Raw genomic sequence first — 25,514 nt, 5'->3', positions numbered from 1 at the left:
GGCGCGGTGTGCAGGTACACGAAGTTCGCCGGCTGGCTGGGTAGCGTGTACATATTGCCCTCCGAGTCGGTGTACGTCACGGTGGGCTTGTTCGTGTGGAAATTGGGCGCGATCATGACGATCCTCCCAGCGGTCACCCCGTGCGCCCGCTGAGACCTGGGAGCAATCCCGAGCAGGGCCATATAGTGCGCCCAGTCCCAATACGGGCCCGGATCCCAGTGCATACGCCCCTGGTAGGCCGGCCCCGGACCGGGCACGTCGTCGTGCCCCAAGATGTGTGCCCGGTCCAGAGGGATATGGAACCTCGCGGCCAGATACCTCACCAGCCTGGCAGAGGACCTGTACATCTGCTCGGTGTACCAGGTGGCGCCCTCCACCGCAAAGCCCTCGTGCTCGATGCCGATGGAGTGGATGTTGACGTACCAGTTTCCCGCCTGCCAGGCGACGTCCTTGGTGGGCACAAGCTGCGTCACCAAACCATCGGACGACCTGATGAGGTAGTGGGCGCTCACGTAGCTCTGCGAGGTGAAGGTCGACAGCGCGCTGGCGTAGGAGCCCTCAGTGTCGTGGATGACTATGTACTGGATCTCGAGGCCATCAGCGGGCCTGTTCGCCAGGTCGTAGTTACCGTAGTCCCCGGGGTCGCTCGAGAACTGGGTGTAGAGCGCGGGCACGTAGTTACAGGCCAGACCGGGCGGGCACTCAGCCTCGCCCTCCCTGAGGCTGCGCAGGTGCAGCCGCTTGGCGGTGCTCCTAGCGGGCACCACGTGCTGGGCTCGGAGGCGCACCACCTGCCCATCCGCAAGCACTCGGGCTGCGCCGCTGTTGATCGTGGCGTACACGTCGTCGGCGAAGGCCTTGGCAGCCTGCAGCACGTCCGAGCCGCTGAACTTGGCGACGGCCCCGTACCACTTGGCTGGATCGCTCGGCGTGGCCCCAATGAGCTGTTGCTCATAGCTCGCCAGGAGCGCCGCCCCTCCCCGGATGTTCTGCGCGGGGTCGCGCTTGAGCACCTCGGGGGATACCCCCAGCAGCCTGGCAGCTGCCTCCAGCGTGTGGTAGCGAGGCACGGACTCGACCGAGACCCATCGGCGTTCCACGCGACCATCCTGTCCTCGGCCGTCGACGACCGGTACCCGATCGACGTCCGAGAGCGCCATTACGCCGTAGGCCCCATCTGCGCTGGGCCGCCCGTCGTGGTGCTCCCAGAGCGACTTGTTGTAGGCCACCGCAAGCAACACCGGGAGCGGCACGTGAAACTCCCTGGCGGCCTTGGAGAACGCCCTCTGCAGCCTGTAGGGATCGGACCTAGCAGCCACCGGACGCGGCGGCAGCAACGCCCCCAGCAGGCACACCACCAGCAGCAGGATCAGGAAAAGATTACATCGACGCAGCATCTTGATACCCTCCGTTGCAGATCGACGGCCTGATGGTAGCACCAGAGGCGCTCGCAGGTCAACGCCCTGCAGGTATGCTACAATCCAGCGGAGAGGTGGCAGAGATGGCGAACAGAGAGGTCAGGGTGAGGCAGAGCCCAAACATCCTTATCCGAGCAGCGTACTTCCTGCTCGTGGGATGGTGGCTTGGTGGGGTGGTGTCGGGGCTGGCCTGGCTGCTGGTGATCTCGATCATCGGCCTGCCGCTCGGCATCTACCTGATAAACAGGCTGCCCACGCTCATGACGCTGCGCTTGCCCGACGAGCACCTCCTGGTGCAGGGCGGGACGATCGTCAGGTCCACCAGGCGACAGCTCCCATTCCTGGTGCGGGCCATCTACTTCCTGCTGGTGGGGTGGTGGCTGTGCGGGCTGTGGATGTCGGTAGCCTACCTGCTGATGCTGTCCGTGATAGGCATCCCGCTGGCCTTCTGGATGTACAACCGCGTGGGCGCCGTGACCACCCTCTTCAGATACTAGGCGACCTGGCAAGGGATATGCGGTGGAAGGCGGCATGGAGGCGCTAAGACGACTCGTGGACATGCTATCTGGCGGGAGGCGCCCTGGGCCCGAGGCAGCTTCTGAGCTGCAACAGGGGGTGCGCATCCAGCTACGGAGCGTCTTCGGCGACGGTGAGGAGATCCCCAGCCGCTACACCTGCGACGGGGAGGACGTCTCACCTCCCCTATGGTGGGAGGGAGTCCCCGAGGGCACCGTCAGCCTGGCGCTCCTGGTGGATGACCCGGACGCTCCCCTGGGCACCTGGGGGCACTGGGTGCTGTTCAACCTCCCCCCAGACGTCAGGGAGCTGCCCGAGGGCGTGCCCAGAGAGCAGCGTCTGCCGAACGGCGCCCTACAAGGACGCAACGACCTGAGGCGCACGGGCTACCAAGGGCCTTGCCCCCCAAGGGGTTCACATAGGTATCGCTTCCGCCTCTACGCGCTGGACACCCAGCTGGACCTGGGCCCCGACGCCCGGCGTCCGCAGCTGCTGGAGGCCATGAGGGGCCACGTCCTGGGGTGGGGAGAGCTCGTCGGCACATACAGGCGTGCGCGCTAGCCCCACCAGCTGCCCGGTAGCTACCTGAGCACGAGGAATGCGTCCACGTCCACCCGCGTGCCCGTCGAGCCCGCGGGCCCGATGCCCATCACGTACACCCGCAGGGTGTGCCGGACGCTCGGATCCAGGCCCCGGCGCACGTACACCAGGCGCCGCGCCAGGTACGAGCTGGAGTAGAGGTTCACCGTGGCCACCTTCACGCCATCCAGGTACACGTAGGCGTAACCGCGGTTGCCTGCCCTGGGAGCCACCCACGCCACCTGCCTGCCCCTGAATTGGAAGGTGGCGGCGTATCCCCGCCTGCCGGTGTACCGCGTGTACCCGCCGTAGGCGCTGGGCACCTCCCAAATGCTCCAGGAGCCGCTGTAGGAGATCGCCCTGCTCCTCTCTTGATAGGCGACCAAGGTGAAGGCCGCTCCCTCCCTCCACGGGCTCCAGTTGCCCGCCCTATCTACGGCCCGCACCCGGAACTGGTACCTACCCGGGTCGAGCTGCCTCTCCAGCCTGGTCGCCGTGGTCCCGCTAGTCACCCAGCTCCAGGGCTGCCAGGCCCCGTGCACGTACCGCCTCTGCTGCAGCTGGTACCTGGCCACCCCGCTGGTGGCGTCACCTCCCGACCACCTCAGCCTCACCGGCACGGCCGTCGTGCCCAGCGCGGCTCCCACCAGCAGCTCCTGGGAAGGGGCGGTCACCTCGGGGCTCGCTGTGTCCAGCACTATCTGGTCGGAGACGGCTCCGGAGATGTTGCCCGCGGCGTCCTTGAAGCGCACGTACACGGTCTTCTCTCCGTCCCCGCTCGAGAGGATCCACGCCTTGCGGGTGGTGTAGGACTCCCACTCCGTGGGCGCTGGATCCCCGGCGTTGCGGAAGCGCACCAGGAGGACTCCCGAACCCGGCGCAGGGTCCGCAGCAGAGATCGACAGGGTGACCGAGGTGGTCTTGGTGTAGGCGGCGCCACCGTTAATGGTGATGCTGCCCTCTGGGGGCAGGGTGTCGACCCGCCAGCTCCTGCTGGCCGGAGTGGGATCGACGTTGCCCGCCGCGTCGATCGCCCGCACCTGGAAGGTGTGGGTGCCCTGGGCGAGCCCTGTATAGGTCTTGGGAGAAGTACAGGCCGCGAAGGGGCACCGTCCAGGCTGCACTCGAAGGTGGTGTCGGGCTCAGGCGAGGAGAACCCGAAGGTGGCGGACGTGCTGCGGAACGCGCCGGACGGCCCAGAGCTGAGGGTGGTGTCGGGCGCTATGGTGTCCGGGTGGCACTGGCCGGTGCCGGCATCGCTCCAGCTCTGTCCGGCTATCGGGACGAACTCCCAATCGTAGCTCTCGGGGTGCGGCGTGAGCTTGAGCACCCCAAATGCCTGGTCGTTCTGCACCTCGCTGCCAGCCGCGGCCGTTGCCAGGCGCCACAGGTTCTTGCCACCGGTGCCCACCACGAACTGGCGGATACCTTTGCCGTCGCTCGATCGGTCCGGGGCAAGCAGCGCGAAACGCTCGTAGAGGTGCGAATGCCCCGCCAGCACCACATCCCCACCCGCGTCGTAGAAGGCCTGCCACAGGGGCTTGACGGCCGGCGTGTCGAAGGTGTCCGTCCTGCCATCGATGGGGGAGATGGCGGTGGACGCCACGTATGGGTGGTGCATGAACATGAGCTGGCACATCCCCTGGTGCTCGGCGAGGTCCTGGCGGAGCCACCGCTCCTGGGGCGAGCCCTGCGCACGGGACACCCTGGCGCAGTTGCTGTTGATGGCGTAGATGCGCCAGGCCCCAAGCGTGAAGGCGTAGTAGCCCTTGTCCCTGTCTCCAGCCCTGCCGCTCGGGTTGCCCACACCGTTGAAGTAGTCGAAGTAGCCGCAGGCTCGGCTCCCGCTGCACGTAGCATCGTAGTACTCGTGGTTGCCTGGCAAGGGATAGATCTTGTCCTTCACCCTGCCCCACGACCTGTCAAAGTACGCCAGGAAATCATCATACAGGCCGTTCTCGTACTGCAAGTCTCCCAGCGCCAACACAGCATCTGGGTTGATGGCGCTAGGCAGCAGCTCGAAGGTATCCAAATCCTTGCAGGGCTGGGATGCCCTCTGATCCCCGTTACAGGCTATGTCCCCAGCGGCCACGATCACGGGATCGGACGCGGCCACGGCAGGGCGAGGCTGGATGGAGGCGACCACTAGGGCCAGGAGGTAGACCACCACTAGACATATACACCGATCACCCGAAGCGTACTCCCACACGGATGTTGCAGCATAGAGTTATGTACATTTCAAGTAGGCGTATACCTACAGATTGTAGCAAGCGGCTGGGAGCGACGCTAATAGCCAAATAGTACTAGCTCGGCAGGAGCAGGGTGTGGCTGCGTGGGCAATGCCCACGCAGCAGGGGTTAATGAGCTCTACGGAGTCCCAGGACGCCGGCGGCCGTTGTCAGCAACAGCAGGGCGATCGCCAGGGAAGGCAGCGCCGAGCCTCGCGTGGCCATCCCGCCAGCACCCGTTGCCGGCGCATGCTTGGGGATCAGCTTCCCCGCGGCCTCGGACTTGACCGGCTGGCCAGAGGGCGACACAAGCCACCAGACCTTGTTGACCGCTTGTCCGTTGGTATCTCCCGGCTTCTTGTCGCCGGCGAAGTAGTACAGCGGCATGCCGTTAGCGGTCACCTGGCGGCTGCCGTCCTTGCGGGTGATCGTGCCCAGCTTGGCGGTGACCCCTTTGCCGGCCACCGGTTGCCCAGACTTGAGCACGAAAGGCTGCCAGGTCTGCGCGCAGCTGCCGTAGCAGGTGCTCTCGTGCTGCTTGTCGTGAGAGAAGATGTACAGCGACCTCCCGCTGGAGTCGGTGAGTATGTTCCCGTACTCCTTGTTATGGGTCACGATCACGGTAGCCTCGGTCTTGGCCCAGGACACAGCCGTAAGGCCCAGCAACAGGATAGCCCCCAGCATCGTAGACAACAGGACACGCACTGCTCTGAACATCTCCATCCTCCTTATGAATGCTCTTGGTAGTCGAAGCCCTCACACAGCCCGTAAACCTTCTACCTATAGCCATCACCCCCTTCGAGCCCAGAGGTCGATGGACCAGGCCCGCTGACTCTCGACTGACCTCCCCGCCAAGATCACCTGTGGCGCGCCTCGTTGATGGTGGTTCTGGGAGATCCGCCAATTGGACTGAACTCCCACCCCACAAGTTCCCCGCAGGGAGAGTCAAGGGGTTAGAAAAAGGTTAGAATCTGGCGCTGGGCCCCGAGCCGCACCTCAGCGGTAGCCCGCGTCCACCTGCTCGGCTGGGGGGCTGCGCGCCCGTATCCAGGGCGCCTCCTCTCCCCACGAGGCCAAGGTAGCCTGAGGGACGTAGGGTCACCTCCCCGTGCTTGGGAGGCGGCTGGGCCACCCGCTGGTGGGGGATCCGTCCAAGCTGGCCGTAGCCCAAGTTAGCGGCCGCCCCAGCGATATCTAGCTTGCGGCAGCACACGAGCTGCGGGTGCCAGGGGGCTCAGCACGCACCCGGCTCTGGCCCATGGTGCTCGGGCGAACGATCATCGATGCACAAGCCTCGACGACTACGGTCAATAAGGATGTATACTCATAATGATGAGTCCACCCCGGCGCCCTCGGGCGCTCGGTAAGCTTCGGAGGCTAGGGCCATGAGAGAGGCTTGGTCGACCCTCATCACTCCGAGGGTAGCCCAACCAACGACAGACAACTGGCAACGACTGCTCAGGGCGCTATCTCGCTACCTGTTCACCGTGGGCAGCGTGGCCCTGGTCACGGCCCTGATATGGCTGATGACGGACAGGGTGCGCCTGGCCAACATATCTATGCTGTACCTGTTGGCGGTGATGGTGGTGGCCGTCACGTGCGGCAGTGTGCCGGCGATCATCGCATCGGTGCTCTCCTTCCTGGCCTTCGACTTCTTCTTCGTGCAGCCCACGTGGTCGCTGACCATCCGCGATCCTGACGAGTGGCTGGCGTTGCTGCTGTTCCTGATCACCGCCATAGTGACGGGCCAGCTGGCCGCGCTGCTGAGGCGCAGGGCCGAGGAAGCCAGCAGGCGGGAGAGGGAGGCCAACCTGCTGTACGAGCTGCTGAGGGTGCTGGGGGAGGAAGAGATAGGGGTGGCGCTGGAGTCCGCAGCAGAGCAGATCAGGCGCGAGCTCAGGCTCGAGGGCGTGGGCATAGAGATCAGCTCGCTGGACAACGGGGGCCCGATCAGGGTGTTCAGCGGCAGCAAGCGCGCGCGGCTGCAGTTGCTCACGCTCAGCGGCAGCCGCAGGTACGTGCTGGAGGATGGGGCGCCGACCAACGGGGGAGCGCCCAGGTCCACGTGGTTGCACGTCGCACCCAACTTGCCTCAGATGGGAAGAGCGCACAGGGATCTGCTGCGCGTGGTGTACATACACACGGAGGGCAGGCGGCTGGGGTCGATCAACCTGGTCGGAGGTGGATCGCTGTCGGATGCCGATGTTCGGCTGCTCTCGGCCGTGGCACAGCAGCTAGGCCGCACCTTGGAGCGGGCGGCGTTGAGGCGTAGAGCCATGGAGATGGAAGCCATCAAGCGGGCCGATGAGCTCAAGACCTCTCTGATCAACGCGGTGTCGCACGACCTGCGCACCCCCCTGGCCACCATCAGCGCGGCCGCGGACAGCCTGTTGAGGCAGGACGTCGAGTGGAGCGAGGAGGAGCGCAGGGGGTTCGTCCGGGACATAGCGGAGGAGTCCCGGCGACTGGGCAGGCTGGTGGACAACCTGCTGGACATGTCCCGGCTAGAGGGAGGCAGCCTGCGCCCGCATAAGTCGTGGTGCGATCTGGGGGCCTTGGTAGAGGAGACCATCGACAGGTTGGGCAGCCTCACCGCCCACCATCAACTGCACCTGGAGGTTGAGGAGGACCTGCCGCCGGTCCTGCTGGACTACGTGGAGATAGGACAGGTGGTGTCCAACCTCCTGGAGAACGCTATCAAGTACGCTCCCCAAGGCACGACCATCGACATCCAGGTGCGCCGGCAGGGGGATGAGGTGCGCGTAGCTATAGCAGACCGAGGCCCCGGTATCCCACCCCAGGATCTAAGCCGCATCTTCGACAAGTTCTACCGAGTGCAGGGCTCAAGCCCTGCCCCCCAGGGCATGGGTTTGGGGCTATCGGTAGCCAAGGGATTGATCGAGGCGCATGGTGGCCGCATCTGGGGCGAGAACCGTCCGGGAGGTGGGGCCGTGTTCTCCTTCACCCTGCCACTATCCCCAGCAGGAGTCCCTCCGCCATGTTAGGTCCGCGAGGCGCCAGGGTCTTGGTGGTGGAGGACGAGCCCCCCATCCTGCGGATGCTCGCCTCCAACCTGCGCAGCCACGGCATGCAGGTGCTCACGGCCGCTACCCTCCGGGAGGCGATGGAGAAGCACGCGACCTTCAGACCGGACGTGATCCTCCTGGACCTGAGGCTGCCTGACGGCCGGGGGGAGGAGCTCATCCGCCAGGTGAGGTTGACCTCCACCGTGCCGATCATCGTGCTATCGGCCTACGGAGAAGAGGGGCAGAAGGTGGCAGCGCTGGAGATGGGCGCGGACGACTACCTGACGAAGCCCTTCGGGGTCAAGGAGCTGCTGGCCCGCATCCGGGTGGCCCTTAGGAGGGCGGCCGGCAAAGCCTCGGGGGAACCGGAGGTGCGCGTGGGAGAGCTCACCTTGGACCTCGCCAACCGGAGGGTGACGGTCGATGGCCAGCAGGTGCAACTAACGCCCACCGAGTACGCGCTGCTCAAGGTGCTGGCTGTGCACCTCAACAAGGTGCTGACGGACTCCCAGCTGTTGAACGAGGTGTGGGGGCAGGCCTACGGTTCGGAGCCCCATTACCTCCACGTGTACGTCTCGCGCCTGCGCAGGAAGCTCGGCCCGGCAGCCAAGTACCTGGTGACGGAGCCTGGGGTGGGCTACAGGCTGCTCTCGCCCGAGGAACTTTGAGCCTTTGTTGAGCCCAGACACCCCTCTGTTGAGGATTCTTTGAGCGGCATCCGGCTAAGCTGGTGGCAGGCAACAGAGAGAGGGCATGATGACCTGGAGCAAGGCCGGATCGCCGCGCTACCACAACATACTCATCGTAGAGGATGAGGCTCCCTTCAGGAAGATCCTGGCCCGTAACCTCTCAAAGCACGGGCTCAGGGTCCTGGAAGCCGACACCGTGGCGGCCGCCCTGCGGACCATCGAGTCGGAGAACCCCGACCTGCTCCTGCTGGACATCCATCTGCCGGACGACACCGGCTGGGAGCTGTTGCGGGTGCTGCAGAGGCGCGGGGTGGAGATACCGACCATAGTGGTGACGGCCGTCCGCGTGCCCGAGGCCCGCAGGCGGGAGTTTCAACCCCTTGCCATGCTCATCAAGCCCTTCCCTCTAGATGCGCTGCTGCACCACATCCTGGGGGAGGAGGTTTCTAATGGTTGATATCGCGCTCGTCCTGCTGACCTTGACCTTCTTCGTGCTGTGCGGGTGCCTGCTGCTAGCCATGGAGAAGCTGATGGAGGTGTGAAGCCATGGGATGGATATGGGGATTGACGGCCACAGGGGGCGTGCTCATGGGGTTGTACCTGTTCTACGTCCTGCTGCGGCCTGAGAAGTTTTGAACCATCAAGCAAGGGGGAGACGGATGTTGGACGAAGAGGTGTTATCGCTGTGCAACCTGTACCTAAGGCTGGCTGGGAGGGAAGATGTGCAGGCCGTCCACGCCCTGATCCCGTATCAGGGCCAAGTGGTTCCTAATCGCCTGTCGAGGCTCTTGGAAGCGTTCAGCTCGGAGCACATGCTCTGGTCCGCGTGCCGGGCACGAGGCCACTGGCTAGAGGTGCGCATCAGCCGGCAGCACCCAAAGGGAGGAGGTGAGCCAAGGTGAGCTGGCTCCAGATACCGGCTTTCTTGCTAGTGTTGCTGGCCATCACCAAGCCCCTGGGGAGCTACATGGCGCGGGTGTATCAAGGGGAACGCACCTTCCTCAGCCCGGCCCTGGCGCCCCTGGAGCGGGCGATCTACCGCGTGGCCAGGGTGGACCCAGACCGCGAGCAGGATTGGCGAGGGTACGCCCTGGCTCTGCTGCTGTTCAACCTATCGGGGATGCTGGCCCTGTACGCGCTGCAACGCTTGCAGGCCTGGCTACCGCTCAATCCCGAGCACCTGCCGGGCGTGGCGCCGGATCTGGCCTTCAACACCGCGGCCTCCTTCGTCACCAACACCAACTGGCAAGCCTACGCCGGGGAGACCACGATGAGCTACCTGACTCAGATGGCCGGCCTGACCGTGCAGAACTTCCTGTCCGCCGCCGTGGGTCTGGCGGCGGCGGTGGCGCTGGCCAGGGGGCTGACGCGGCGGTCCACCCGCCAGCTGGGCAACTTCTGGGTAGACGTCACCCGCTCGGTGCTGTACGTGCTCCTGCCGCTGGCCATCCTGGGCGCACTGCTCCTGGTCTGGCAGGGAGTGCCCCAGAATCTGTCCCCCTACGTGGCAGCGGAGACCGTGGAGGGGCACAGGCAGATCCTCCCCCAGGGGCCGGTGGCCAGCCAAGAGGCCATCAAGCTGCTGGGCACCAACGGCGGGGGCTTCTTCAACGCCAACTCGGCCCATCCCTACGAGAACCCCACACCCCTGACGAACTTCCTGGAGGCGCTGTACATATTCGTGGTGCCCGCGGCGCTCTTGTACACCTTCGGCAAGATGACGGGCGACACCAGGCAGGGGTGGGCCCTGTGGGTGGCCTCCGCGCTCCTGTTCCTGGCGGGGCTCGGGGTGGCGTCGTGGGCCGAGCGCGCGGGGAACCCTCTGCTGGCGGGGCTGCACGTCGGCCAAGGAGGGCTGGCGGGGGTGAGCATGGAGGGCAAGGAGATCAGGCTCGGGCTGCCCGGCACACTGCTCTTCTCCGTGGTCACCACGGCCGCGTCCTGCGGGGCCGTCAACGGGATGCTCTCCAGCTTGAGCCCCCTGGCCGGAGGGGTCGCCCTATTCAACATGCAGCTGGGGGAGATCATCTTCGGTGGCGTGGGCTCCGGGCTGTATGGGCTGGTGATCTACGCTATGCTCGCGGTGTTCATAGCCGGGCTGATGGTGGGGAGGACGCCGGAGTACCTGGGGAAGAAGATCGAGGCGTTCGAGATCAAGATGTCCGTGGTGTACATGCTGGCCTTCGCCGCGATCATATTGCTGCTGAGCGCTTGGGCTGCAGCGGCCAGCTACGGTCGAGGGCAGGTGCTGAATCCGGGGCCGCACGGCCTCTCGGAGATAGTGTACGCCTACAGCTCGGCAACCGGGAACAACGGCTCGGCCTTCGCGGGGCTGAGCGCCAACACCGCCTTCTACAACCTGACGCTGGGGCTAGCGATGCTGGGTGGGAGGTTCCTCCTGCTGCTGCCGGTGCTGGCGATAGCCGGATCGATGGCGCGCAAGCGAGCGGTGCCTCCCAGCCTGGGCACCTTCCCCACCAACGGGGGCACGTTCGTCGCGCTCCTCGTGGGCACCATACTGATAGTGGGGGCGCTGACCTTCTTCCTCGTGCTGTCCCTGGGACCCGTAGCTGAGCAACTGATCATGGCGGCCGGCAAGGCCTTCGGAGGGAGGTGAAGCTGATGGCGAGGCACAAGCAGGCTAAGGTCAACACCTGGTCCCGACAGCTGCTGACCAGGGCCGCGCTGGATGCGCTGCGCAAACTGGCGCCCTGGCAGCTGGTGCGCAGCCCGGTGATATTCGTCGTGGAGATGGTGAGCATCGCCGTCTCCCTGGCTACGTTGGCCGCCTGGTGGGCGCCGGGCGGCGCGGCCTCGGGAGGCAGGCTCTTCAGCCTACAGATCAGCGCCTGGCTCTGGTTCACGGTGCTGTTCGCCAACTTGGCCGAGTCGCTGGCCGAGGCTAGGGGGAAGGCCCAGGCCGACGCCCTGAGGGCGACGAAGCAGGAGACTGTGGCCAGGAGGCTCCGAGATGGCCGGGAGGAGCTGGTAGATGCCGGCCATCTCCGCAAGGGGGACGTGGTCCTGGTCCGAGCGGAGGAGATCATACCCGCCGACGGGGAGGTAGTGGAGGGCGTGGCCCTCGTGAACGAGTCCGCCATCACCGGGGAGTCCACGCCGGTGCTCAAGGAGCCCGGCACCGACACGCGATCCACCGTCACGGCGGGCACCAGAGTGGTCGCCGACTGGCTCAAGATAGTGGTCACAGCCGACCCCGGGGAGAGCTTCCTGGACAGGATGATCGCCCTGGTGGAGGGCGCCCAGCGCCAGAAGACACCCAACGAGCTCGCGCTGACCATCCTGCTGGCGGGCCTCACCCTGATATTCCTGCTGGTGGTGGGCACCCTGCCCCCCTTTGGGCAATACTCGGGCGCGAGCGTCTCGCTCACGGAGCTGGCGGCGCTGTTTGTGTGCCTCATCCCCACCACCATCGGTGGGCTGCTCTCGGCGATAGGCATAGCTGGCATGGACCGCGTCGCGAGGTTCAACGTGATGGCGATGTCCGGCAGGGCCATCGAGGCGGCCGGCGACGTCGACGTCCTGCTCCTGGACAAGACGGGCACCATCACCTACGGCAACCGCCTGGCGGCCGAGGTCGTCCCGGTGGGCGGGGCCTCCCAGCAGGAGGCGGCCACCGCAGCCTACCTGGCCAGCCTGGGGGACGACACCCCGGAGGGCAAGAGCCTGCTCGAGCTGTGCACCAGGTTGGGCGTCCAGCTGGAGATGCCCAGGGACGCCGAGGTCATACCTTTCAGCGCACAGAGGCGGCTCAGCGGCCTGCGCACCCAGGGCCATGAGTACCTCAAGGGAGCACCGGACGCCATCTTGGCCACCACCTCGTACTCGGTGGGGCCGGAGGTGCGGGCCCGGGTGGAGGCGATAGCGCAGGAGGGGGGTACCCCCCTCCTGGTGACGCAGGACTCCCGCGTGGTCGGGGTGGTGTACCTCAAAGACACCGTCAAACCAGGCCTACGGCAGCGATTCGAGGAGTTCCGGAAGATGGGAGTCAAGACCATCATGGTCACCGGGGACAACCCATTGACCGCTCGCACCATAGCTCGCGAGGCGGGAGTGGACGACTTCGTGGCCGAGGCCAAGCCGGAGGACAAGATCCAGATAATCCGGGAGCAGCAGGCAGCGGGTCACGTAGTGGCCATGACCGGCGACGGCACCAACGACGCCCCAGCGCTGGCGCAGGCGGACGTGGCCCTGGCCATGCACTCCGGCACGGCCGCCGCCAAGGAGGCGGCCAATATGGTAGACCTCGACTCCAACCCCACCAAGCTGATCGAGGTGATCATCCTGGGCAAGCAGCTGCTGATCACCAGGGGAGCCATCACCACCTTCTCCATAGCCAACGACGTGGCCAAGTACTTCGCGATCGTGCCGGCGATCTTCGCGCGGGCCTACCCGCAGCTCTCGGCGCTCAACTTGATGGGGCTGCACGATCCCCACAGCGCCATCCTGTCGGCGGTGATCTTCAACGCGCTGATCATCATCGCCCTGGTACCGCTGGCCATGCGCGGAGTCGCCTACAGGCCAGCCCCGGCGGCCCAGCTGCTGAGGCGCAACCTGCTGATCTACGGGCTGGGGGGAGTGGTGGCACCCTTCATGGGCATCAAGCTGATCGACATACTGGTCACAGCTCTAGGTCTATCTTAGGAGGTGCGAGGATGTCCCTGCGATCGAACCTAGCTAGCGCGCTGCTGCTGTTGGCCGCGCTCACCGTGCTCACCGGGCTGGGCTACCCCCTGCTGTTGACGGCCGTGGCTCAGCTGGCCTTCCCCCACCAAGCGGGCGGCAGCCTGCTGATGGACGCCAGCGGACGGGTGCGTGGCTCCGAGCTCATAGGTCAAAGCTTCACGAGCCCGAGGTATTTCCACCCGAGGCCCTCCGCAGCCGGGGAAGGAGGCTACGATCCGCTGGCATCAGGCGGGTCTAACCTAGCGCCCACCAACCAGAGATGGTTGACGCTGGTGGCGCAGAGGACGGCCCAGTACAGGCAGGAGAACGCCCTGAGTCCGGGGCAAGCAGTACCGGCGGACGCGGTCACGGCGTCGGGCAGTGGCCTGGACCCGGACATCTCCCTGGAGAACGCCCTACTCCAGGTGCCGAGGGTGGCGCGCGCACGCGGCGTGCCGCAGGCCAGGCTGCGCAACCTGGTCCTGCAGCACGCCCGTGGCCGGCAGCTGTGGATACTGGGAGAGCCGAGGGTCAACGTGGTCGAGCTCAACTCAGCGCTGGACAGGCTCGGAGGTTAGCTATGGAGGAGCGGCGGCCGTCAGCAGAGGAGATGCTCGAGCGTGTGCGGCGCCAGGCAGGTAGCGGCTCCAGGGGGAGGCTGAAGATCTACCTGGGGATGGCCGCCGGGGTCGGCAAGACGTACGCCGCTCTCATGGAGCTGCACCGACGCAAGTCCCGGGGCACGGACTGCGTCGTCGGCTGGGTGGAGACCCACGGGAGGCCCAAGACACTGGAGGCGTTAAGGGGACTGGAGGTAGTGCCGCCCCGTCGGTGCGAGTACAAGGGAAGGATGGTCGAGGAGATGGACACCGAGGCGATCATCCGGCGACGCCCGGCGGTGGCGCTGGTGGACGAGCTAGCACACACGAACGTGCCGGGTTGTGCTCGACATGAGAAGCGCTGGCAAGAGGTCCAAGATATCCTGGACCACGGCATCACGGTGATCTCGACGCTCAACGTCCAGCACATAGAGAGCTTCGCCGACCTGGTGGAGGACATCACGGGCTCGCCTGTTAGGGAGCGGGTGCCCGACTGGGTGGTGGACCAGGCGGACGAGCTGGAGCTCGTGGACATGTCACCTCACTCCCTGCGACAGCGGATACGCCACGGCAACGTCTATCCCCCGGAGCAGGTGGAGGCCGCCCTGAGGGGCTTCTTCCGAGAGGGCAACCTCTCCGCGCTGCGCGAGCTGGCGTTGCGCAAGATGGCCGAAAGGGCGGAGCAGGACCTGGAAGCGTACATGCGCCAACACGACATCGAGCAGATATGGCCTGTGGGGGATAAAGTGCTGGTGGCGATCGACGCGCACCCGCGATCCCGCATCCTCATACAGAGGGGCTGGCGGCGAGCCCAGCGGTACGGTACGGACCTGCTAGTGGCCTTTGTGGAGACCCCCGCCTGGGCCAGGGCCAGCCCCGAAGCGCGGCGCCAGCTGGCACAGCTGCTGCAGTACGCGGAAGACCTGGGAGCTAAATGCCTGCGCTCCCAAGGGCAAGATATCGCCGCGCAACTGCTGGAGCTGGCCAAAGAGCACAACGTCGGCACCGTAGTGCTCGGCAGGCCGAGGGGGTCCCGCTGGCGGCACCTGCTAAGGGGGTCCGTCCCCGAGCGGCTGCTGTGGAAGGCCAAGGACATCGACCTGATCATCGTAGCTGACCAGGCCGAGCAGGACTAGCTCGGGCACGACTCCACAGTCGCCCTCCAGGTACTCACCTCAGCCAAGAGCAGAGTCAGCAACGAGCCCGGCATGGGGAAAGCTGTCGGGAGACGCGGGCGCTCCCAAGGAGCACCAATGGGCGCCGGTGGTTGACGGATAAGCCGAGGCCACCATCGGAGGCGGCCGGATACGGGAGGATCACGCCACCTGCCACTACCCAGGGTGTGCATCTACTCCCATCAGCAGCGCGGCCGTAACGCAGCCAGCAACCTGTAGCCGCTCACGGCCTCGTGGCGGCCAGGCCGCGAGCAAGGGCGAACGCCTCCTCCAGCGACAGGGCTATGGTGACGGCCTCGGGGGTCTCGCGCGCCCACCGCTCGTAGTCCTGGCGGGACGGAAAGGCGTTGATGTAGGGGCAGAGGAGCTCCTGCACCGGCCCCTTCCCGGACCGCGCCGCACCGAAGGACACCACCTCACCCTCCGGCCAGGCCTCCACAGTCCGCCCGGTCACGTGCGCCATCACCTGCCCGCCCGACGGGCTATCGGAGCGCACGCTGACCGACTCATACCCCAGCACGGTCGGCGCCATCAGAGCGTCCATGAAGCAGTGCACGTAGAGGCGTTTCCCGCCCGCATCCACCTCGGGGCGTATCCTCGGCGTCTCCTTGGAGAGGGCATCCACAAGATCCCCTAGTGTTCGTGCCGAGCATCCTCCGGTAGATCTAGGACCTGCGCGAGGCGCTCTATTAGCTCTTCAGGTAGCTCTATCTGCCTATAGCTCATCAGATATCTTTCATCTTACATATCTGGCTGTCATTGACCGGCCCTTGGCTGCCTTACATCTGATGCTAGGCTGCGCAGCAGGACAGCTTCTTTACGTCGCGGCTGAAGGACTGCGCCGCGAGCTTGAGCCCCTCCGCCATCGTGAGGTAGGGGGCGAAGGTGTCGAGCAGGTCGGAGACCCTCAGCCCGAACCTCGTCGCCAGCACCGCGGCGTAGATCACGTCGCCCGCGTTCTCCGCCACCACCTGGGCGCCGAGCAGCCTGTCGGAGGAGGCCTCGGCCACGAGCTTGAAGAGCCCCAGGCCGTCCCCGTTCACCCGGGCCCTGGGCACGGCGTCCAGCGGCAGGGTCGACGTCCTGACCTCCAGGCCCTTGGCCCTGGCCTCCGCCTCGGTCATCCCCACCGAGGCTATCTGGGGCTGGGTGAAGATCACGCTGGGGAGGGCACTCAGGTCCCTGTAGGTCCTGGCGCCCGTGAGCGCGTTGCCCGCCGCCAGCCCGCCCTCGTAGGCGGCCACGTACACGAACTGTGGCGTCCGGGTGACGTCGCCCGCAGCCCACACCCTGGGGTTGGTGGTCCTCTGGGCCTCGTCCACGGCTACCGCGCCGGTATCGTCCAGCTGCACGCCGGCCACGGGGAGATCCAGCGCCTCCACGTTGGGGCTCCTGCCGGTGGCCACGAGGACCTCCTCTCCCCTCAGGGTGAGGGTGCCGTCTCCGGTACGCACCTCCAGGAGCTTGGAGCCGCCGTCGCGCAGGACGCGCTGGACCCTTGCCCCGGTGAGCACTGATATCCCCTCCCGCCGGAGCACCTCCATCACCGCATCCGACACCTCGGGATCGTACTCCCTCAGTATCCTGCCTCCCCGCTGCATGATCGTCACCTGGCTCCCCAGCCGGCGGAAGACCATCCCCAGCTCGAGCGCCACGTACCCCGCCCCTATGATGAGCAGCGACTCGGGGACGTGATCCAGCTCCATCGCGGTGGTGCTCGTGATGTAGCCCGCCTCCTCCAGCCCCGGTATCGGGGGCACGGCGGGGCGAGCACCAGTCGCCAACAGGTAGTGCCTGCCCCTCACCCTGTGGCCGTTCACCTCCAGGGTGCCCTCGTCAACGAAGCGAGCCTCGCCCAGCTCCAGCTCCCAGCCGTACTCACCTATCAGGTCCAGGTACTTCTCCTGGCGGAGCCGCTCGGTGAGCTCCCCCTTCTGCCGGACGAGCTCTCCCAGGTCGACCGAGGAGGCGCGGGTCTCGACGCCACGGTAGGGGTGATGGGCCGCCTCGTGGTACACCTCCGCCGAGCGCAGGAGGAACTTGCTGGGGATGCAACCCACGTTGACGCAGGTACCGCCCACGGTACCCCTCTCGATCATGAGCACCCGGGCGCCCAGCTCCGTCGCCCTGATGGCGCCAGCGAAGGCTGCACCGCCCGAGCCCACCACCACGAGGTCGTAGTCGTGACCGTCGTGCATCGCCCCGCCGCGCCCCTCCTGGGTCACGTCGACCACGCCGTCGGGCACGTAGCCGGCCTCGATCACCGCCTGCCGCAGGGTGCTCAGGTCCCCCGCGAAGCGGAAGTTAGCCTCACCCTTGAGGTAATCCACGCTCACCTCCTGGGCTCCTGCTCCCTCCAGCGCCCCCGTGACCACCTCGGCGCAGTGGCTGCAGGTCATGCCCTGTATCCTCATCCTGTAGTGCCTAGCCTCATCCGTTGTCATCGCAGATATCTCCTATACATGTTTGATGCTCTTGTTGCTCCGAGCTCACCACCCGGGCGGTGTAGTGGTGCACCGTGCCCCTGGATGCCTCCTCGACCGCTCGCACCAACGCCTCCGGCGCCAGCTCCGCGGCGTGGTACACCTCGGCCGTGCCGGTCTGCCAATCCACATCCGCTCGCACGACGCCCACAAGCTCTATGAGTGCAGACCGCACCCTCTCGCCACAGCGCTCTCAGGTCATGTCATCGACCTCCAGCAGCGTCCTCTGCAGCAGACCTCGATCTCGTGCCATGCTTACCCCCTCACATCCTGGGCGAAGAAGACGCCCACCAGCTCACCATCACTGGTCGTTACCAGCACGTACGACACACCCCTCTCCCTGAGACGACCGGCGGCCTCCACTGCGGGCACCGACGGCCTGTAGGTAACCGGTCCCTCAACCATCACGTCCTGCACCAGCATGACTGAGGCACCCCGATCGATGCGCTCGAGGTCCAACAGCCCCAGCACCACGCGCACCTCGTTCACCACCACGGCCAAAGGCCAGCCGGATCCCTGCGCTCGCTCCAGGAAGTCGCTCACCCTCTCGCCCAGCTCGCAGGTCGGCACGTCCCTCCTGGCCACACCGCCCACCCTGGGTATGCCCGCCCTCTCGCCCTCCAATGGCAAGCCAGCGGCCATCCAATCGGCTTTGCCGGCCGTGTACCTGTACACCTCCTCAAAACCCAGGCTCTCGAGCCGCCACGCGGCCTTGCGCTCATGTCTCACTGGTGGTTGTGGCAGTAGACCACGACCGGCCTGGAGAGATCCAGGATCACCCTGGCACGTCCACCCAGCTCCCGCAGCGGCAGGCTGACCGCACCCGGCAGATACTCCAGCTCGTACTCCTCCCTGGAGAGCACTTCCACCAGCTGGGCGCCCGCTTCCCGCAGGGCCATCACCTCTCGCCGATCCACCGCTTTCGGCATCATTACACCTCCTGCAAGGGGCTAATATATCATCCATACTTGATATAACATGGAGCTTGCCACCCCTGGCGCTTGACACCCAGGTCTTCCGGGTATAAGTTATATCAGTAATTTATGATATCACTGTTGCATGAATTATTGCAAAGGACGAGGTGCGGGACCGTGGGCAGATACATCAAGGTAGCTCTTGGCCTGCTGGCCTGGATGCTCCTGGGAGCACTTATAGCCGGCTGCGGGGACAAGACGACCCATGCGCTAGGTGAGGGGCCGACGCCGGTCGCGCAAGCTGCCATCGACCTCAGACCCAACCCTGGGGCCACGCGAGCGCGTCCCACTCCCACGAAGGGTTCAGCCCTCAGGGAGAGCAGCACGCAGGCGAGGGTGGGAGCCAGGCCCGCTGCACCTCGAAGGGCCGGTGGCCCCGGCAAGCCGCCATCGCGGGCGACCAAGCAGTGGGTGCGCCCGCGCACGGTGGATGTGCTGGTGTGGCCCCGGCTGCGAGAGGTGCGCATCAGCAGCCCAGCGCTGCGAGACGCCAGGTTTCGCGCTCGGCTGGTAAGGCTGCTGGAAGAAGCCAGGGCCGGTGGTTCCCCAGTGGGCGCGTCCATCTACCTGCGCCTGAGCCCCAGGCGCCCGGACCCAGCCCCGGCGCTCGACCTCATCACGCACCAGATCAAGGCCCATCTGGGGAAGGACGTCAAGGTCAGGCTGGTGCTCGTGGACAGGCGGGGGAAGCCTCTGCCCGTGGGCTGCGGGTGTCCCCTGCCACCGACCAACTAGGAATCACTGAGGGAGGTTTGGCCTATGTTACGTAAAGCCGTCGGGTTGTTGCTGCTGGGCACTGGGGTTATCGCCTGCCCATGCCATCTGCCGCTGACCCTGCCCCTGCTAGTGGGGCTGCTCGGCGGCACTGCCCTGGGGTCCCTGTTGACCAGCAACCCCCTGATCATCGGGCTCGGCGCGTTGGCCTACTTCGTGTTCGCGATCGCCATGGGCGTCAAGCTGCTGGGCTCGGGCGGAGGCGAGCGCGCCGCCCAGAGCCAGGAGATGGATTGCTGCAGCGCCGCGCCCCTCTCTGCGGAGTCTCAACAAAGGCAGGAGGTCGAGGATGTCGTCCACAAATAAGAAGGTCGGTGCTCAGAGGGCCACTGCCGGCTGGCGCGGCGCCGGGTTGATCCTGCCCGTTGCGGTGCTCGTGCTGGCCACGGCCGTGGTGGGAGCCCTGCTGCTATCTAACGGGAGGCAGCCAGGGTCGGCCCAGGGACCGGGGCAGACGGCGAGCTCGTCCCGGCAGCTGGCTCCGGACTTCAGCGTGACCACCCTGGATGGGAGTACCTTCTCGCTCTCCGCCCACAGGGGCAAGGCGGTGGTGCTCATGTTCACCGCCCCCTGGTGCTACTCCTGCATCCCCGAGATAGCTAAACTGAACCAGCTGTACGACAAGTACCACGGCCAGGGGCTGCAGGTACTGGTGCTGGACGTCGAGAGCGACGACGGCAGGGGAGACCTCCTGAGGTTCAAGCAGCAGACCAACGGCGGCGACTACGGCTGGGCGGTCGACCGCGACTACAAGGTAACCACGGCCTACGGCGTGCAGGTCGCGGACACCAAGGTGATCATCGACCGTCAGGGGAGGGTGGTCGCCAGGTTCGAGGGCGGCACTTCCCCCGGGGAGCTCGAGGCGGCAGTACAGGAGGCGCTGAGATGAGCTCGGCCCCCATCGCGCTGGCCTTCTCGGCGGGGTTAGTGGCGGCGTTCAACCCCTGCGGCTTCGCCATGTTGCCGGCGCTGCTGGCCTACATCCTGCATGAGGTCGCCTCCCCCACCGAGCGCCCAAGTGCGGGCAGGCTGGCCGCGGGGCTGCTGTTCGGCCTGACGATGACCCTGGGGTTCATCGGCGTGTTCCTCGTGTTCGGGGTGCTGCTGACCCTGGGCAGCAGGGCCATCATGGGCTACATGCCGTACGTCTCGCTCCTGGTGGGAGCGGCCTTGGTGCTGCTGGGGGCCTACCTCCTGACGGGACATCAGCTGCACCTGCGGTGGGTGCCGGGCGTGCGGGTGCGCAGAGGAGGCGGGGTGGCTTCGTTCTTCGCTTTGGGGGTGGGGTACGCACTCGCCTCCCTCTCCTGCACCCTGCCCATCTTCCTGGTGGCGATCGGGGCATCGGTCGCCGCCGGGGGAGCGCTCGCCGGGCTGCTGGCGTTCGTGAGCTACGCGCTGGGCATGGGCGTCGTGGTGACGGGGGTCGCGGTGGCGGTCGCTGCCGCTGGGAGCATCGCCGTGGCGTGGCTGAAGGGGGTGCTCCCGTACGTGCAGAGGGTGAGCGCGGCGATCGTCCTGCTGGCCGGCCTGTACCTGATCTACTACCAGCTGAGCTTGCTCGCCCTGCGGTAACGGTCTGAGGTATACTACCGAGTAGTTACATAGTTACCTATCATAAGTTGCTTGTGCTGCAGGAGGTGGAGATGAGCTCCGAGCTGACCCCTGTGCGGAGCTACCGGCGCGAGGGCTTGGTCGGCGTAGCTCTGCTGCTGGGCCTGGCACTGGTTGGCCTGTACCTCGTCAAATGGGATCCGTACTTCCACAAGGCGCTGCGGGCGCTGGCGACCCACTCGCTGGGCAACCCCATAGTCTACGACCGCTCGGGGAGCATGCCGCGCCCATCGCTGGCGAGCGGCGTGGGCTACGCCCTGACCTACTTCAAGGCCGTGTGGCAGGCTATGCTGTTGGGGCTGCTGATGGCCACCACCATCGAGACCTTCATCCCGCGCGATTGGCTGATGCGGCTCCTGGGCAGCCGTGGGCTGCGGGCCTCCGCCCTGGGGGCGCTGCTGGCGCTGCCGTGCATGATGTGTACCTGCTGCGTCGCCCCGGTGGTCAGGGGCATCCGGAGGCGTGGGGCGTCCGTGGGCAGCGCGACAGCGTTCTTCCTGGGCAACCCGACGCTCAACCCCGCGGTGATCGTGTTCATGCTCTTCGTGCTCGGTTGGCGCTGGGCGCTGCTGCGCCTGGTGCTGGGCCTGGCGCTGGTGCTCGGGTCAGCGGCGATCGCGGGCAGGCTGGCGGACTCCGAACGGGTGGACCTGGCTGGGGTGTACGACCCCCAGCCCACCGTGGGCGAGGGCAACCCCATCCAGAGGTGGGTCCGCAACTTCGTGAGCCTGCTCGTGAAGCTGGTGCCCGAATACGTGGTGATAGTGCTGCTGCTGGGGGCGCTGAGGGCCTACTTCTTCCCCGATCTGCAGAGCGCATCCGTACCCTGGTGGGGCGTGATCCTGCTGGCGCTGCTGGGCACTCTGTTCGTGATCCCCACCGCCGGCGAGGTCCCGATCGTCCAGGCGATGCTGGCTGCGGGGCTTGGGCCGGCCCCCGCGGCGGCACTGCTGATGACGCTGGCGCCTATCAGCTTGCCCTCGATCGCCATGGTCTGGACGAGCTTCCCCAGGAGGGTGCTCCTGCTATTGTCCGCGCTCACGTGCGCGTGCGGGGTGCTCGCCGCAGCTATCGCCGCGGCGGTCATGGCGACCTAAACGGCGGGGGTGCATCAGCGCCCGCCGCGCTCGGCACCCCACAGCTCGAGGATCCCCTCGGATCGGCAGGGCTGACCCCGCCCAGCCCCGGCATCTAGGTGGGGACCAGCCACACCCTGATGGGCGCCCGAGACCCGGGATTAGGCCCGGCGCTTGCTCTGTCTATATAATAGAGGGTGGATACATCGCACAGGAGGATCGTCGTTTGAGTGAGTCCATGACCCAGGGGGCACCCGAGCCCTACAGCAGCACGGAGCTCAAGGCCAGGTTCTTCCGCGTGTTGGGGGACCCCGTGCGCATGGGCATCCTGGAGCTCCTGCTGGAGGGGGAGAAGAACGTCTCCGAGATCGTGAGCAGGCTGGGCATGTCCCAGAGCAGGGTATCGAACCACCTGGCGTGCTTGCGCTGGTGTGGGTTGGTGTCCGTCCGCCGCAAGGGCAGCTTCATCTACTACAGCCTAGCCGACGAGCAGCTCCGGGAGCTGCTGGAGATCGCCAACGACAGGGTGGAGCACTTCGCCCGGTCGCTCGCCAGCTGTGGCAAGCTCGACGGGGAGGGGGTGCCCTCCTACTAGCACCCTCTCCCCGTACCCTACTTGGGCATCTCCCCGAACTTTAGCTCCCCGCCCACCGCAGCCTTGAGGGAGACTTGGCTCTGGCCGGGCTGACAACCATCGTACAGGTGGCAGGCCACGAAGTGCCCCGGCGTCACCTCACGCAGGCGGGGCGCTACCTCCTTGAACATGGGCTGGACGTACGGGCATCTGGGGTGGAACCTGCACCCGCTGGGAGGGTGCAGCAGGTCTGGAGGGGATCCCGGGATGCCGGTCAGCTTACGCTTCTCGCCGCTGATGGACGGGAAGGAGTTCATCAGGCCGTAGGTGTAGGGATGCAGCGGGTTGCTGAACAGCTCGCGCGCCGGGGCCATCTCGACGATCTCGCCCGCGTACATGATGGCTATGCGATCGGAGAACTCCACCAGGAGCGACAGGTCGTGCGTGATGAACAGGATGGAGAAGCCGAGCCTGTCCTTGAGCTCCTCTATCTGCTGCATGATCTCCTTCTGCACCACCACATCGAGCGCCGTGGTGGGCTCGTCCATGATCATGAGGGGCGGGTTGAGCGCCAGGGCCGTCGCTATGACCGCCCTCTGCCGCATGCCTCCCGACAGCTGGTGGGGGTAGGAGCGCAGGCGGGAGGGCTCTATGCCCACGATCTCCAGCAGCTCGGCCGCTCTCTCCCAGGCCTGCTTCTTGGAGAGGTCCGAGTGAGAGGTGATCGCGTCCACGATCTGGTCTCCGATGGTCATGACGGGGTTGAGCGAGTTCATGGCGCTCTGGAAGACCATGGACACGGACGCCCAGCGGAAGCGCTCCAGCTCCTCGTCACTCATGGCCAGCACGTCCCTACCCTGGAAGGCTATCCTGCCGCCGGTGATGATCGCCGGCGGGCGCAAAATGCGCATGATCGCGTGTGCCACCGTGGACTTGCCGCAGCCTGACTCACCTGCCAGCCCGAACACCTCGCCCGGGGCGATCGAGAAGGAGACCCCCTCGACCGCCCTCACCGGCCCCCTGCCGGTGACGTACTCCACATGCAGGTCATCGACCTCCAGCAGCGCTTTCCTGCTCGGCTCTGAGGACAGGCGTGGCTCTGCTGAACGGGATCTTGTGCTTTCTGAGGACATAGGAACCTTCCCTTTCTGCTCGAAGTCTCGGATTCGTGATCTCATCCACAGCGTAGTTGATTAGAGAGAATGCGAAAGCCACCAGGGCTATGGCCAGGCCAGCGGGGACGAACGTCCACCAGGCGCCGGTGAGCAGCCCTGCATTGTTTTGCGCCCAGAACAGGATCGTGCCCCAGGTGACGGTGCTCACGTTGCCCAGGCCCAGGAACTCGAGCCCTGCCTCGGCACCTATAGCGTAGGTCACGCTCCCGAAGAAGCCGGCCACGACGATGGAGGTCATGTTGGGCAGTATCTCCCTGAAGATGATGCGCGGGGTGCTCTCACCGCTCACGATCGCCGCGGCCACGAAGTCCTTCTCCCGCAACGACAGCGTCTGCGATCGGAGCACCCTGGCACCCCAGGGCCAACCGGTGGCCGCCAGCACCAGCACTATCGTCAGCGGCCCGGGAGGCAGGAAGGTGGCCAGGACCACCAACAGCGGCAGCCCCGGGATGATCAGCACGATGTTCATGAACATCGACAGGACGTCGTCCACTCTGCCGCCGACGTAGCCGGCGGTCATGCCTATCACTATGCCTACGAGCGTGGTGACTATACCGACCGCGAACGCTATGCCCAGGGATGTCCTGGCGCCCCACACCAGCTGGGCGAACATGTCGGCCCCCTGGCCGTTGGTGCCCAGGATGTACTGCCTGGAGGGAGGCTGATTGGGCGGGCCGACGAAGGCGTTGGGGTCGCCGGGGGCTATGATAGGCGCGAAGATCGCCATCAGGATGAACACGCCTATGATCACGAACCCCACCAGGGCCTTGCGGTTGGAGAGCATCATCCTCACCCAGCGCCAGCGCTCGGCCCTGGCAGCCGGCAGGCCGGTGGGGATCACGGTCGCCTGCCCCGTGGGCGACACCTCCACGGTATCTACCTTGTCCTTGGGATCCGTAGTTGCCATCTCTACCTCCGCAGCTCTACCTGACCCTCACGCGAGGATCAAGCCTTACATAGAGTATATCCACCAACAGATTGGCCACGAGCACCGCCAGGGTGATCATCAGGAACAGCGCCTGCATGAGTGGGTAGTCGAGGTTCTGCACAGCCCTGTAGAGCTGATAGCCAACCCCCGGGTAGCTGAACACTATCTCCGTGACTATTTGGCCGCTGACGACGAAGCCCAGCGCCATGCCGAACGAGGTGACGCTCGGCAGCAGGGCGTTGCGGGCGGCGTAGTTCAGCATCACCCGCCGCTGGGGTAACCCCTTGGCCTCGGCCATCGTCACGTAGTCCTCCCCGAGCACCGAGATCATCGTGTTGCGCATCCCGAGCAGCCACCCACCGATCGAGACGACGATGATCGTGAGGGCTGGCAGGATCATGTGGTAGATCACGCTCCATACGAACCTCAGGCTGAGCTGGGGCGCCAGGTTATCGGCGTACGCATGCCCCATAGGGAATACGCCCATTTTGAATCCCAACAGGAAGAGGAGTAGCATCGCTAACCAGAAGTACGGGAATGACCCCACGAATATAGTCAGAGGAGGCAGCACCGTGTCCACCCAACCTCCCCGCTTCCAGGCTGCCAGCACCCCCAGGAAGTTCCCCAGGAGGAAGCCTATGACGAGGGTCACAGCGCCCAGCAGTAGGGTCCAGGCTAGGCCCGTGGATATCACGGTGGTAACCTTCGCCGGGAAGGACGAGATGGAGATCCCGAAGTTGAGGGATGCTATCTGCCCCAGGTACGTTAGGTACTGCTTCCACAGTGGACCCTCCACGAAGCCGTAGGCCTCCTTGAGGCTCTGCAGCTGCTCGGGCCGAAGCTGCCCCCTGAAGGACGCGAAGATCACCGATGCCGGGTCCCCCGGCATGGCGCGCGGCAGGAAGAAGTTCAGCGTGATGGAAGCCCAGGCTGCTATCAAGTAGAAACTTATCCTCCTTAGCAAGAACCTCATAGCACCGTTCCTTTCCCTCACTCAAAGGAT

General features: G+C 65.8%; 29 protein-coding genes and 1 pseudogene. 18 read left to right on the top strand and 12 right to left on the bottom strand.

Annotated elements, in window-relative coordinates; genetic code table 11:
- The first annotated feature begins 6 nt into the window (after positions 1-6).
- A complete protein-coding gene (locus TTER_RS16075; RefSeq protein WP_241215308.1) occupies positions 7-153 on the top strand; it encodes a hypothetical protein in 147 nt (48 codons plus the stop codon).
- A 110-nt stretch (positions 154-263) separates the two neighbouring features.
- Here TTER_RS16075 and TTER_RS16070 read toward each other — a convergent pair.
- Positions 264-1,160: pseudogene (locus tag TTER_RS16070) on the bottom strand (N-acetylmuramoyl-L-alanine amidase); the annotation flags it as partial.
- A 341-nt stretch (positions 1,161-1,501) separates the two neighbouring features.
- Between TTER_RS16070 and TTER_RS10660 the strand changes: the two are divergent.
- Together TTER_RS10660 and TTER_RS10655 are read left to right on the top strand one after the other, a co-directional pair.
- The gene (locus TTER_RS10660; protein WP_012876033.1) at positions 1,502-1,915 is read left to right on the top strand and encodes a YccF domain-containing protein; all 414 of its coding nucleotides are present in this window, start codon (positions 1,502-1,504) and stop codon (positions 1,913-1,915) included.
- 34 nt (positions 1,916-1,949) lie between these two features.
- Entirely contained in the window at positions 1,950-2,495 is a 546-nt protein-coding gene (locus TTER_RS10655; RefSeq protein ID WP_012876032.1) for a YbhB/YbcL family Raf kinase inhibitor-like protein, read from the top strand.
- Between the two features lie 20 nt (positions 2,496-2,515).
- Here the strand turns inward: TTER_RS10655 and TTER_RS10650 are convergent, their stop codons facing one another.
- The 3 genes from TTER_RS10650 to TTER_RS10635 form a co-directional block, all read right to left on the bottom strand.
- Positions 2,516-3,271, bottom strand: coding sequence for a fibronectin type III domain-containing protein (locus tag TTER_RS10650; RefSeq protein WP_083768968.1), 756 nt, complete (start codon positions 3,269-3,271; stop codon positions 2,516-2,518).
- Positions 3,211-4,683 carry a metallophosphoesterase family protein gene (locus tag TTER_RS15435; protein WP_169302684.1) on the bottom strand — a complete coding sequence of 491 codons (1,473 nt, stop codon included), beginning with the start codon at positions 4,681-4,683 and terminating at the stop codon, positions 3,211-3,213. Before TTER_RS15435 ends, TTER_RS10650 begins: the two co-directional genes overlap by 61 nt.
- A gap of 187 nt (positions 4,684-4,870) precedes the next feature.
- Positions 4,871-5,458 (bottom strand): COG4315 family predicted lipoprotein, encoded by a 588-nt coding sequence (locus tag TTER_RS10635; RefSeq protein ID WP_012876030.1) that lies wholly within the window; start codon positions 5,456-5,458, stop codon positions 4,871-4,873.
- A gap of 668 nt (positions 5,459-6,126) precedes the next feature.
- Between TTER_RS10635 and TTER_RS14925 the strand changes: the two genes are divergently transcribed.
- The 9 genes from TTER_RS14925 (at position 6,127) to TTER_RS10595 (ending at position 14,874) form a co-directional block, all read left to right on the top strand.
- Positions 6,127-7,746 carry an ATP-binding protein gene (locus TTER_RS14925; protein ID WP_012876029.1) on the top strand — a complete coding sequence of 540 codons (1,620 nt, stop codon included), beginning with the start codon at positions 6,127-6,129 and terminating at the stop codon, positions 7,744-7,746.
- The gene (locus TTER_RS10625; RefSeq protein WP_012876028.1) at positions 7,740-8,435 is read left to right on the top strand and encodes a response regulator; all 696 of its coding nucleotides are present in this window, start codon (positions 7,740-7,742) and stop codon (positions 8,433-8,435) included. The genes TTER_RS14925 and TTER_RS10625 overlap by 7 nt, the downstream gene beginning before the upstream one ends.
- An 85-nt stretch (positions 8,436-8,520) precedes the next feature.
- The gene (locus TTER_RS14920) at positions 8,521-8,913 is read left to right on the top strand and encodes a response regulator (protein WP_083768965.1); all 393 of its coding nucleotides are present in this window, start codon (positions 8,521-8,523) and stop codon (positions 8,911-8,913) included.
- A gap of 89 nt (positions 8,914-9,002) precedes the next feature.
- The gene (gene kdpF / locus TTER_RS15430; RefSeq protein WP_083768963.1) at positions 9,003-9,092 is read left to right on the top strand and encodes a K(+)-transporting ATPase subunit F; all 90 of its coding nucleotides are present in this window, start codon (positions 9,003-9,005) and stop codon (positions 9,090-9,092) included.
- Positions 9,093-9,115: 23 nt separating this feature from the next.
- Complete coding sequence (locus tag TTER_RS10615; protein WP_012876026.1) at positions 9,116-9,358, top strand: hypothetical protein; 243 nt, start codon at positions 9,116-9,118, stop codon at positions 9,356-9,358.
- Positions 9,355-11,073, top strand: a complete 1,719-nt coding sequence (gene kdpA / locus TTER_RS10610; protein WP_012876025.1) for a potassium-transporting ATPase subunit KdpA — start codon at positions 9,355-9,357, stop codon at positions 11,071-11,073. The genes TTER_RS10615 and kdpA overlap by 4 nt, the downstream gene beginning before the upstream one ends.
- A gap of 5 nt (positions 11,074-11,078) precedes the next feature.
- Entirely contained in the window at positions 11,079-13,118 is a 2,040-nt protein-coding gene (gene kdpB, locus TTER_RS10605) for a potassium-transporting ATPase subunit KdpB (RefSeq protein ID WP_012876024.1), read from the top strand.
- 11 nt (positions 13,119-13,129) lie between these two features.
- Positions 13,130-13,717 carry a K(+)-transporting ATPase subunit C gene (gene kdpC / locus TTER_RS10600; protein WP_012876023.1) on the top strand — a complete coding sequence of 196 codons (588 nt, stop codon included), beginning with the start codon at positions 13,130-13,132 and terminating at the stop codon, positions 13,715-13,717.
- On the top strand, positions 13,648-14,874 hold the full coding sequence (locus tag TTER_RS10595) for a sensor protein KdpD (RefSeq protein WP_148211992.1): 1,227 nt from the start codon (positions 13,648-13,650) through the stop codon (positions 14,872-14,874). Before kdpC ends, TTER_RS10595 begins: the two co-directional genes overlap by 70 nt.
- Before the next feature lie 262 nt (positions 14,875-15,136).
- On the opposite strand, the gene TTER_RS10590 is transcribed toward TTER_RS10595, so the two are convergent.
- From TTER_RS10590 to TTER_RS15830, 5 genes are all read right to left on the bottom strand, one after another.
- Positions 15,137-15,538 (bottom strand): alkylmercury lyase family protein, encoded by a 402-nt coding sequence (locus TTER_RS10590; RefSeq protein WP_012876021.1) that lies wholly within the window; start codon positions 15,536-15,538, stop codon positions 15,137-15,139.
- A gap of 166 nt (positions 15,539-15,704) precedes the next feature.
- Positions 15,705-17,357, bottom strand: coding sequence for a mercury(II) reductase (merA, locus tag TTER_RS10585; RefSeq protein WP_012876020.1), 1,653 nt, complete (start codon positions 17,355-17,357; stop codon positions 15,705-15,707).
- Positions 17,344-17,571 carry a hypothetical protein gene (locus TTER_RS10580; RefSeq protein ID WP_012876019.1) on the bottom strand — a complete coding sequence of 76 codons (228 nt, stop codon included), beginning with the start codon at positions 17,569-17,571 and terminating at the stop codon, positions 17,344-17,346. Before TTER_RS10580 ends, merA begins: the two co-directional genes overlap by 14 nt.
- An 80-nt stretch (positions 17,572-17,651) precedes the next feature.
- Positions 17,652-18,125, bottom strand: a complete 474-nt coding sequence (locus tag TTER_RS15835) for a CBS domain-containing protein (protein WP_012876018.1) — start codon at positions 18,123-18,125, stop codon at positions 17,652-17,654.
- Positions 18,122-18,328: a rhodanese-like domain-containing protein gene (locus TTER_RS15830; RefSeq protein WP_169302683.1), complete on the bottom strand. Its 207-nt coding sequence runs from the start codon at positions 18,326-18,328 to the stop codon at positions 18,122-18,124. Before TTER_RS15830 ends, TTER_RS15835 begins: the two co-directional genes overlap by 4 nt.
- Positions 18,329-18,487: 159 nt before the next feature.
- Here TTER_RS15830 and TTER_RS10565 point away from each other — a divergent pair, with 159 nt between their 5' ends.
- From TTER_RS10565 to TTER_RS10540, 6 genes are all read left to right on the top strand, one after another.
- Complete coding sequence (locus tag TTER_RS10565) at positions 18,488-19,105, top strand: hypothetical protein (protein ID WP_012876016.1); 618 nt, start codon at positions 18,488-18,490, stop codon at positions 19,103-19,105.
- Positions 19,106-19,129: 24 nt separating this feature from the next.
- On the top strand, positions 19,130-19,450 hold the full coding sequence (locus TTER_RS10560) for a hypothetical protein (RefSeq protein WP_012876015.1): 321 nt from the start codon (positions 19,130-19,132) through the stop codon (positions 19,448-19,450).
- Positions 19,434-20,033: a TlpA family protein disulfide reductase gene (locus TTER_RS10555; RefSeq protein WP_012876014.1), complete on the top strand. Its 600-nt coding sequence runs from the start codon at positions 19,434-19,436 to the stop codon at positions 20,031-20,033. The genes TTER_RS10560 and TTER_RS10555 overlap by 17 nt, the downstream gene beginning before the upstream one ends.
- A complete protein-coding gene (locus tag TTER_RS10550; protein WP_012876013.1) occupies positions 20,030-20,719 on the top strand; it encodes a cytochrome c biogenesis CcdA family protein in 690 nt (229 codons plus the stop codon). Before TTER_RS10555 ends, TTER_RS10550 begins: the two co-directional genes overlap by 4 nt.
- Before the next feature lie 71 nt (positions 20,720-20,790).
- Positions 20,791-21,855, top strand: coding sequence for a permease (locus tag TTER_RS10545; protein WP_012876012.1), 1,065 nt, complete (start codon positions 20,791-20,793; stop codon positions 21,853-21,855).
- A gap of 205 nt (positions 21,856-22,060) precedes the next feature.
- Positions 22,061-22,429 carry an ArsR/SmtB family transcription factor gene (locus tag TTER_RS10540; RefSeq protein ID WP_012876011.1) on the top strand — a complete coding sequence of 123 codons (369 nt, stop codon included), beginning with the start codon at positions 22,061-22,063 and terminating at the stop codon, positions 22,427-22,429.
- Between the two features lie 17 nt (positions 22,430-22,446).
- Here TTER_RS10540 and TTER_RS10535 read toward each other — a convergent pair whose 3' ends face one another.
- From TTER_RS10535 to TTER_RS10525, 3 genes are read right to left on the bottom strand one after another with little or no spacing between them, the layout of a single operon-like run.
- A complete protein-coding gene (locus TTER_RS10535; RefSeq protein ID WP_012876010.1) occupies positions 22,447-23,448 on the bottom strand; it encodes an ABC transporter ATP-binding protein in 1,002 nt (333 codons plus the stop codon).
- Positions 23,449-23,455: 7 nt separating this feature from the next.
- The gene (locus tag TTER_RS10530) at positions 23,456-24,490 is read right to left on the bottom strand and encodes an ABC transporter permease (RefSeq protein ID WP_012876009.1); all 1,035 of its coding nucleotides are present in this window, start codon (positions 24,488-24,490) and stop codon (positions 23,456-23,458) included.
- 16 nt (positions 24,491-24,506) lie between these two features.
- A complete protein-coding gene (locus TTER_RS10525) occupies positions 24,507-25,484 on the bottom strand; it encodes an ABC transporter permease (protein WP_012876008.1) in 978 nt (325 codons plus the stop codon).
- Positions 25,485-25,514 lie beyond the last annotated feature (30 nt).

The sequence above is a fragment of the Thermobaculum terrenum ATCC BAA-798 genome (genome assembly GCF_000025005.1).
GTDB lineage: Bacteria > Chloroflexota > Chloroflexia > Thermobaculales > Thermobaculaceae > Thermobaculum > Thermobaculum terrenum.
This window is presented reverse-complemented; position numbering and strand designations above follow the sequence as displayed.

Coding starts and splice junctions, on each gene's coding strand:
- kdpB (WP_012876024.1), top strand. CDS start 11,079: ATGGCGAGGCACAAGCAGGCTAAGGTCAACACCTGGTCCCGACAGCTG.
- merA (WP_012876020.1), bottom strand. CDS start 17,357: ATGACAACGGATGAGGCTAGGCACTACAGGATGAGGATACAGGGCATG.
- TTER_RS10655 (WP_012876032.1), top strand. CDS start 1,950: ATGGAGGCGCTAAGACGACTCGTGGACATGCTATCTGGCGGGAGGCGC.
- TTER_RS10545 (WP_012876012.1), top strand. CDS start 20,791: ATGAGCTCCGAGCTGACCCCTGTGCGGAGCTACCGGCGCGAGGGCTTG.
- TTER_RS14925 (WP_012876029.1), top strand. CDS start 6,127: ATGAGAGAGGCTTGGTCGACCCTCATCACTCCGAGGGTAGCCCAACCA.
- kdpC (WP_012876023.1), top strand. CDS start 13,130: ATGTCCCTGCGATCGAACCTAGCTAGCGCGCTGCTGCTGTTGGCCGCG.
- TTER_RS15830 (WP_169302683.1), bottom strand. CDS start 18,328: ATGATGCCGAAAGCGGTGGATCGGCGAGAGGTGATGGCCCTGCGGGAA.
- TTER_RS10550 (WP_012876013.1), top strand. CDS start 20,030: ATGAGCTCGGCCCCCATCGCGCTGGCCTTCTCGGCGGGGTTAGTGGCG.
- kdpF (WP_083768963.1), top strand. CDS start 9,003: ATGGGATGGATATGGGGATTGACGGCCACAGGGGGCGTGCTCATGGGG.
- TTER_RS10555 (WP_012876014.1), top strand. CDS start 19,434: ATGTCGTCCACAAATAAGAAGGTCGGTGCTCAGAGGGCCACTGCCGGC.
- TTER_RS10615 (WP_012876026.1), top strand. CDS start 9,116: ATGTTGGACGAAGAGGTGTTATCGCTGTGCAACCTGTACCTAAGGCTG.
- TTER_RS10660 (WP_012876033.1), top strand. CDS start 1,502: ATGGCGAACAGAGAGGTCAGGGTGAGGCAGAGCCCAAACATCCTTATC.
- TTER_RS10530 (WP_012876009.1), bottom strand. CDS start 24,490: ATGGCAACTACGGATCCCAAGGACAAGGTAGATACCGTGGAGGTGTCG.
- TTER_RS10635 (WP_012876030.1), bottom strand. CDS start 5,458: ATGTTCAGAGCAGTGCGTGTCCTGTTGTCTACGATGCTGGGGGCTATC.
- TTER_RS10525 (WP_012876008.1), bottom strand. CDS start 25,484: ATGAGGTTCTTGCTAAGGAGGATAAGTTTCTACTTGATAGCAGCCTGG.
- TTER_RS10625 (WP_012876028.1), top strand. CDS start 7,740: ATGTTAGGTCCGCGAGGCGCCAGGGTCTTGGTGGTGGAGGACGAGCCC.
- TTER_RS14920 (WP_083768965.1), top strand. CDS start 8,521: ATGATGACCTGGAGCAAGGCCGGATCGCCGCGCTACCACAACATACTC.
- TTER_RS10560 (WP_012876015.1), top strand. CDS start 19,130: ATGTTACGTAAAGCCGTCGGGTTGTTGCTGCTGGGCACTGGGGTTATC.